3 protein-coding genes are annotated in these 6472 nt (G+C 76.0%); 1 reads left to right on the top strand and 2 read right to left on the bottom strand.

Annotated features, from left to right (window positions below; all coding sequences use genetic code 11):
• Positions 1–95: 95 nt before the first annotated feature.
• On the bottom strand, positions 96–1217 hold the full coding sequence (serC, locus tag ACSNOK_RS29310) for a phosphoserine transaminase (RefSeq protein WP_436783819.1): 1122 nt from the start codon (positions 1215–1217) through the stop codon (positions 96–98).
• Positions 1218–2001: 784 nt separating this feature from the next.
• Positions 2002–5415, bottom strand: a complete 3414-nt coding sequence (locus tag ACSNOK_RS29305; protein WP_436783818.1) for an AfsR/SARP family transcriptional regulator — start codon at positions 5413–5415, stop codon at positions 2002–2004.
• Positions 5416–5617: 202 nt separating this feature from the next.
• On the opposite strand from ACSNOK_RS29305, the gene ACSNOK_RS29300 reads away from it, so the two are divergent.
• Positions 5618–6442 carry an SDR family NAD(P)-dependent oxidoreductase gene (locus ACSNOK_RS29300; RefSeq protein ID WP_436783817.1) on the top strand — a complete coding sequence of 275 codons (825 nt, stop codon included), beginning with the start codon at positions 5618–5620 and terminating at the stop codon, positions 6440–6442.
• The last annotated feature ends 30 nt before the right edge of the window (positions 6443–6472 follow it).

Genomic DNA, 6472 nt, shown 5'->3' with positions numbered 1-6472 from the left:
GGGGTGAGCGGGGGTGAGCGGGGGATGCGGATGGGGCGGCAAGGGCTCAAGTGCCGTCCCAGGGCGCCTGTGAAGGCGCTCGCCGCGTCGAGCCGCTACAGACGCTCCACCACGTAGTCGACACACGCCGTCAGCGCCTCGACGTCCGCCGGGTCGATCGCCGGGAACATGGCCACGCGCAGCTGGTTGCGGCCCAGCTTGCGGTACGGCTCGGTGTCCACGATCCCGTTGGCGCGCAGCACCTTGGCCACGGCCGCGGCGTCGACGTCGTCCGAGAAGTCGATCGTGCCGATGACCTGCGACCGCTTCGCCGGGTCGGTGACGAACGGGGTGGCGTGCTTGGACGCCTCGGCCCAGCCGTAGAGGGCCCGGGCGGAGGTGGCCGTCCGGCGGACGGCGAAGTCCAGGCCGCCCTGCCCGTTCAGCCACTTCAGCTGCTCGTCGAGGAGGAACAGGGTGGCGAGCGCCGGGGTGTTGTACGTCTGGTTCTTCAGCGAGTTGTCGATCGCCGTGGGCAGCGAGAAGAACTCGGGGACGTGCCGGCCGGAGGCGTGCACCCGGGCGGCGCGCTCCAGCGCGGCGGGCGAGAAGACGCCGATCCACAGACCGCCGTCGGACGCGAACGACTTCTGCGGCGCGAAGTAGTAGACGTCCGTCTCGGCGATGTCCACGGGCAGACCGCCCGCGCCGGAGGTGGCGTCCACCAGGACGAGCGCCCCCTCGTCCGCCCCCGCCACGCGGCGGATCGGCATGGCGACGCCGGTGGACGTCTCGTTGTGGGTCAGCGCGTAGACGTCGGTGCCCGCCTCGGCGTGCGCCTCGGGGTGGGTGCCGGGCTCGGCGGAGACGACGGTCGGGTCCGCGAGCCAGGGAGCGAGCTTGGCGGCCTTGGCGAACTTCGAGGAGAACTCGCCGAAGGAGAGGTGCTGCGACTTCGACTCGATCAGGCCGTGCGTGGCGACGTCCCAGAACGCGGTGGACCCGCCGTTGCCGAGGACCACCTCGTAGCCGTCGGGGAGGGAGAACAGGGCGCGGATGCCGTCGCGGACCGATCCGACCAGGTTCTTCACCGGCGCCTGCCGGTGGGACGTGCCGAGCAGGGAGGATCCGGTGGCCGCCAGGGCGGCCAGCGCCTCCGGGCGCACCTTGGACGGGCCGGCGCCGAAACGGCCGTCGGCGGGCTTGATGTCGGCGGGGATCTGGATATCAGCCTGGATGTCAGCCACGGGGGCAGCCTAATCCGTCGTACGGCCGCCGGTCAGGGAATGTCCAGCGGCTGAGACGTGCGTTCGGGTGGGGCGAGCGGGACGGGCGGGTCGGGCGGGACCGCCGTTCTGCCGTTCTGCCGTTCTGCCGTTCTGCGGGCGGTGTAACGCGCTGGACGCCGTCGGCGTCGCGGGGCCCGGCACCCTGCGCGCGGCCGACCTGTCGCCCTCCCGGTTCCGCTCCACGGCGGCGGCGCCGGCCCGCGCGCTCACGGAGGGCGCCGTGTTGACAGCCAAGTCACATCCGCAAGCGCCTGTTCGGTGCTGCGGGTGGGCGGAACGGTGCTCGGGCCGTGGCGGACGTCCCGCATGGCTGCGGGCCGGGAGGGCCTTGCCGCGTAGGCATCCGGGAGGCGTTCGGGCCCGCCTGCCACGCCGGTACCAGGAGCGGAAGGCCGGGCAGGGTGGGGACGCCCCCTCCCCACGCGTGCTGTCGGAGATCATCTGCCGTGAGCGCACCGGGAACCATCCGGAGCCGGGGACGAGGGACGACGGCGCGCGGCGCTCGGTGCGCGAGTTGTCGGACGACGGCGAACCCGGCGACGTGCACGACCACTGCTGCGGCGCCCCCGCCGGGCCGGGCCTGGCGCTTCTTGAGACCGTGCTCCGGGCCTCGCCGCCGTGCGGCGCGCGGGAATCGCCTGCGGTCGGCGCCCGGCTCGACAGTCCGCCGAGGCGTTTCCCGTGCGCGTCGTCCGTACGGGACGCGAGCCGCCCCCCCCCGCAGGGGCGCCCCTTACGGGGAGGGAAGCTCCCCGGCCGTCAGGGCCGCCTCCTCCGGAGTCAGCGAGGCACCCCGGCGGAAGGCCGCGGCGAAGGCCGCCTCGCCGAGGACCGCCGTCGCCGCCGCCGTGACGCGGTCGACGTCGCCGCGCTCGGCGTCCGGGAGCGGGGCGCCGACACCGCGGCGGGCGGCGTCGGCGGCGCCGAGGAGGACGGCGGCGCGGTCCGCGTGGTCCGGGCCGCCGATCAGTGCCGCCACACCGGCCAGGCCCTCCAGGGAGAGGGCGAGCGCGCGGGGTTCGGCGAGGGAGCGGGCGATGTCCAGACCGGTGAGGTGGTGGGCGGCGGCCCGCCGTACGTCGCCGCGCAGTTCGGCCGTGAAGCCGAACTCGGCGTGGAGGAGGTGGTCGCCCACGGCGGAGGACACGTCCGCGTGACCGTCCCGGATACGCGTCAGGAGCGCCTCGGCGGCGTCGAGGTCGCCGGAGCGGCGGGCGCCGAGGGCGAGTCCCATCTCGGAGTGGATCTCGCCGTACCGGTACCCCTGCTCGACGGCCAGGCGCCGGGCGCGTTCGTGCAGGTCACGGGCGCGGTCCCAGTCCTTGGCGAGCAGGGCGAGACGGCCGAGGCCGGAGAGCCGGGCCGCGACCTCCGTGTGCAGGCCGAGGTCGCGGGCGATGCCCAGGGCCTCGTGGTGACGGCGCGTGGCGTCCGCGTAGTCGCCCTTGATCTCGGCGAGGACGGCGAGGGGCTGCACGGTCTGCAACTCGCCCCAGCGGTCCCCGAGATCGCGGAAGAGCGCCGCACTGCGCAGCCCGTCGCGGGCGATGGTGTCGAGATCGCCGCGGGTCAGCGCCTGCGTCGCCCGCAGCCCGAGCGCGGCGGCCGTGCCCCACCGGTCGCCGGCCTCGGTGAAGAGGGCGAGGGCCCGGGAGTTGGCCTCCTCGCTCGCGGCGATGGCCCCGGCGTGGAACAGCCCGTACGCCGAGAGCCACAGGATCCGGCCGCGCCGGGAGGGGCCGCCGGCGGTGGGCTCCGGGAGCGCTTCCGGGGACGTTTCCGGGTCGGAGGGTTCACCGGTCAGGAGGGCGAACGCCCGGTGGAGAGCGCGGATCTCGGACGCCTCGGGAGCGACGGCGACGACGGCCGCGAGGGCGCGCCGGCCCTCGTGCAGCCGCCCGCGCAGCAGCCACCACCAGCAGAGGGCGGCGGCGAGCCGGACCGCCCGCTCCGCGCCGCCGTCCCCCGCCGCGCGCCGCACGGCCTCGTCGAGGGCCGCCCGGAGGTTGGCGGCGTCGGCGTCGAGGCGGGCGAGCCACGTCTGCTGCCCGCTGCCGCGGAGGTGGGGTTCGGCCCGTTCGGCGAGGTCCAGGTAGTGGAGCAGGTGCCGGTCCCGTACGGCGGCCAGGTCCTCCATCTCGTGGAGCCGCTCCGTGGCGTAGGCGGCCACGGACTCCAGCAGGCGGTAGCGCGGGCCGGTGCCGGCCGGGCCGTCCACGCGGACGACCAGGGAGCGGTCGACGAGCCGGGTCATCAGGTCGAGGACCTCCTCGGCGGCCACCCCGTCCCCCGCGCACACCGCCTCCGCGGCGTCCAGCGTGCAGCCGTCCACGTGCGCGGCCAGGCGCCGCAGCACGATGCGCTCCGGCGCGCCGAGCAGCTCCCAGCTCCAGTCGATCACCGCCCGGAGGGTCTGCTGACGGGCCGGCGCGCCCCTGCGCCCGGAGTTGAGGACCCGGAAGCGGTCCCCCAGACGGGCGGCCAGCTCCCGGACGCCCAGGGCGCGGACGCGGGTCGCGGCCAGTTCGAGGGCGAGCGGGATGCCGTCGAGGCGGCGGCAGATCTCGGCGACGGCGACGGAGTCGTGCGTACCGTCGTCGGTCCCCGTAAGGGAGAACCCTGGTGCCGCCGCGGCGGCCCGGGCCGTGAAGAGCTCGGCGGCCTCGGCGGGGGCGAGCGGTTCGACCAGGAACACCGTCTCTCCCGTGAGGCCGAGCGGCTCCTGGCTGGTGGCGAGGACGCGCAGCCCGGGCGCCGCCCGGAGCAGCAGATCGGTGAGTTCGGCCGCGGCGTCGACGACGTGTTCGCAGTTGTCCAGGACGAGGAGAACCCGCCGGTCGCGCAGGGCCGCCGCGAGCCGTTCGACGGGCTTCGGGGCCGCGCCGCCGGGCCCGGAGAACCCCGAGAACCCGGAGGGGACGTCGTCCCGGATGCCCAGGGTCTCGGCGACCGCCTGGGCGAGGACGGCGGCCGGGCCCTGGCGGCCCGCGAGCTCCACGAGCCAGATGCCGTCGGGGGTGGGGTGCGGGGTGTTGTGCTCCGGGGTGCTCTCGGGGGCGCCCTTAGGGGTGCCGGTCTCGGCGGGGTGCGCGGTGGCGTGCGCCAGCCGGGTCGCGGCCTCCACGGCGAGCCGTGTCTTGCCGACACCTCCGGGGCCGGTGAGGGTGACGAGGCGTTCCGTGCGGAGGAGTTCGCCGAGCTCGGTCAGGGAACGGTCGCGTCCGATGAGGGGGGTGAGGGAGGAGGGGAGGTTCGACGGGGGCTGAGAGGCGGTGGCCGCGTCCGAGCTCGGGGCCGTGCTCGCAGTCGCGTCCGCGCCCGCGGCCGTCCCGCCCGTGCTCGCCGTCAGCCCAGTGCTCGTCGTCACGCCCGCGCCCGTCGTCACGCCCGCGCCCGTCCTCGGCTTCGGGACGAGTGAGGCGTCCTGGCGAAGGATCGCCTCGTGGAGGGCGAACAGTTCCGGGCCGGGGTCCAGGCCCAGCTCGGCGCCCAGGCGGTTCCGCAGGTCCGTGTAGGAGGCCAGTGCCTCGCTCTGCCGCCCGGACAGGTAGAGGGCCCGGAGCTGGACGGCGCGCAGGCGTTCCCTTAGGGGATGGCGTGCCACGAGGTCGGCCAGTTCGCCGGTGAGCAGCAGGTGGTCGCCCGCTTCGAGGCGGGCCTCGGCCTGCTCCTCCAGAACGGCGAGGCGCTGCTCGTCGAGGCGGTGCACGGTCGCGCGGGCGAACTCCTCGTCGGCGAAGTCCGCGTAGGCGGGGCCGCGCCACAGTTCCAGGGCCTCGGTGAGCAGGGCGGCCCGCGCGCGGGGTGCCGCCTCCCGGCGGGCCTCGTCGACCAGGGACCGGAACCGGTCGGCGTCCACCTCGTCCTCGCCGGGGTCGAGGCGCAGCCGGTACCCGGGGAGTCGGCGCTCGACGCGGTCGCGGCCGAGCGCCCTGCGCAGCTGGGAGACCTTGGCCTGGAGGGCGTTGGCGGGGTTGCCGGGCGGTTCGTCGCCCCAGATGTCGTCGATGAGCCGGTCGGCCGACACCGGCCGTCCCTCGTGCATCAGAAGGTCGGCCAGCAGCGCCCTGACCTTCACCTCGGGCACCCTGACCGGCTCTCCTCGGCCGTCCCACACCGTCAGTGGACCGAGCACCCCGAATCGCATGGCGAAACCGTACACAGGTTCCCCGGCGGTGATCATCAGCGCGTCCTCGGCGGGCCTCGGCAGGCCGTCAGCGAACCGTCAGCGTTCCCGAAGCGCCCGGGCGCACGCTCATCCCCGTCAGCAGAACCGGGACAGCGGAACCGGCACTGCGGAACCGGCGCGACCGCACCGGCGCCACGGGACCCCATCGCAGGAGGAGCGCATGACCAGGTACGCAGGAAGGAACGCCGTGGTCCTCGACGGTACGACGGGGCTCGGCCTGGCCGTCGCCAAGCGGCTCGTCGAGGGCGGTGCGCGGGTCCTGCTGACCGGGCGGCCGGAGGACGGCGAACTCGCCGCGGCCACCGCCGAGGTCGGTTCGCGCGCCCGGATCGTCGGCACCGGACCGGCCGGGGCGGCGACGACGCCGGAGGCGCTGGCCCCCGTCGTGGAGGACGCGCTCGGCTCGGTCGACTTCGTCTTCGTCCATGCCGGTACGGGTCCGGCCGCTTCGGCGGGGGACCGGACCGGGTCGCCCTGGGGTTCCTGCCGCGCGGTCCGGGCGCTGCTCCCGTACGTCCACGGCGGCGGGGCGATCGTCTTCACCGCCGACGCTCGGCCCGCCCTCGCCGCGGCCTCCGCGGCGTACGGGAAGCCGGTGGCCGGGGCGGAGGACGGCGGGCCGTGGGCCTGTGCCCGGGCGCTCGCCGCCGAGCTCGCCGGCCGCGACATCCGCGTCAACGCCGTCGTACCCGGTCTGATCGCCCTGCCGGGCGGCGGGGGAGCGGCCGGCCGTGCCGCCGAGCGGCACGTTCCGATGCGGCGCGCGGGCACCGTCGACGAAGTGGCCCGCGCCGCGCTCTTCCTGGCGGCGGAGGCCACCTACACGACGGGCGCCAGGCTCGTCGTCGACGGCGGGCTCGGCCCGGCGGGTCCGGACGGCCCGGACCTGTCGTGTACGCGGCCGTCACGGGCCGGCTCCCCGCCCGTCGGCTCCCGGTGCCCCCGGCCGTCGTCGCCGGGCTCCTGGCAGCCCGACGCGTCGTAGACCGACCGCCCGCGGCCCGCCCCCCCCAGC

This window comes from Streptomyces sp. URMC 126 (assembly GCF_051386555.1).
Classification (GTDB): domain Bacteria; phylum Actinomycetota; class Actinomycetes; order Streptomycetales; family Streptomycetaceae; genus Streptomyces.
This window is presented reverse-complemented; position numbering and strand designations above follow the sequence as displayed.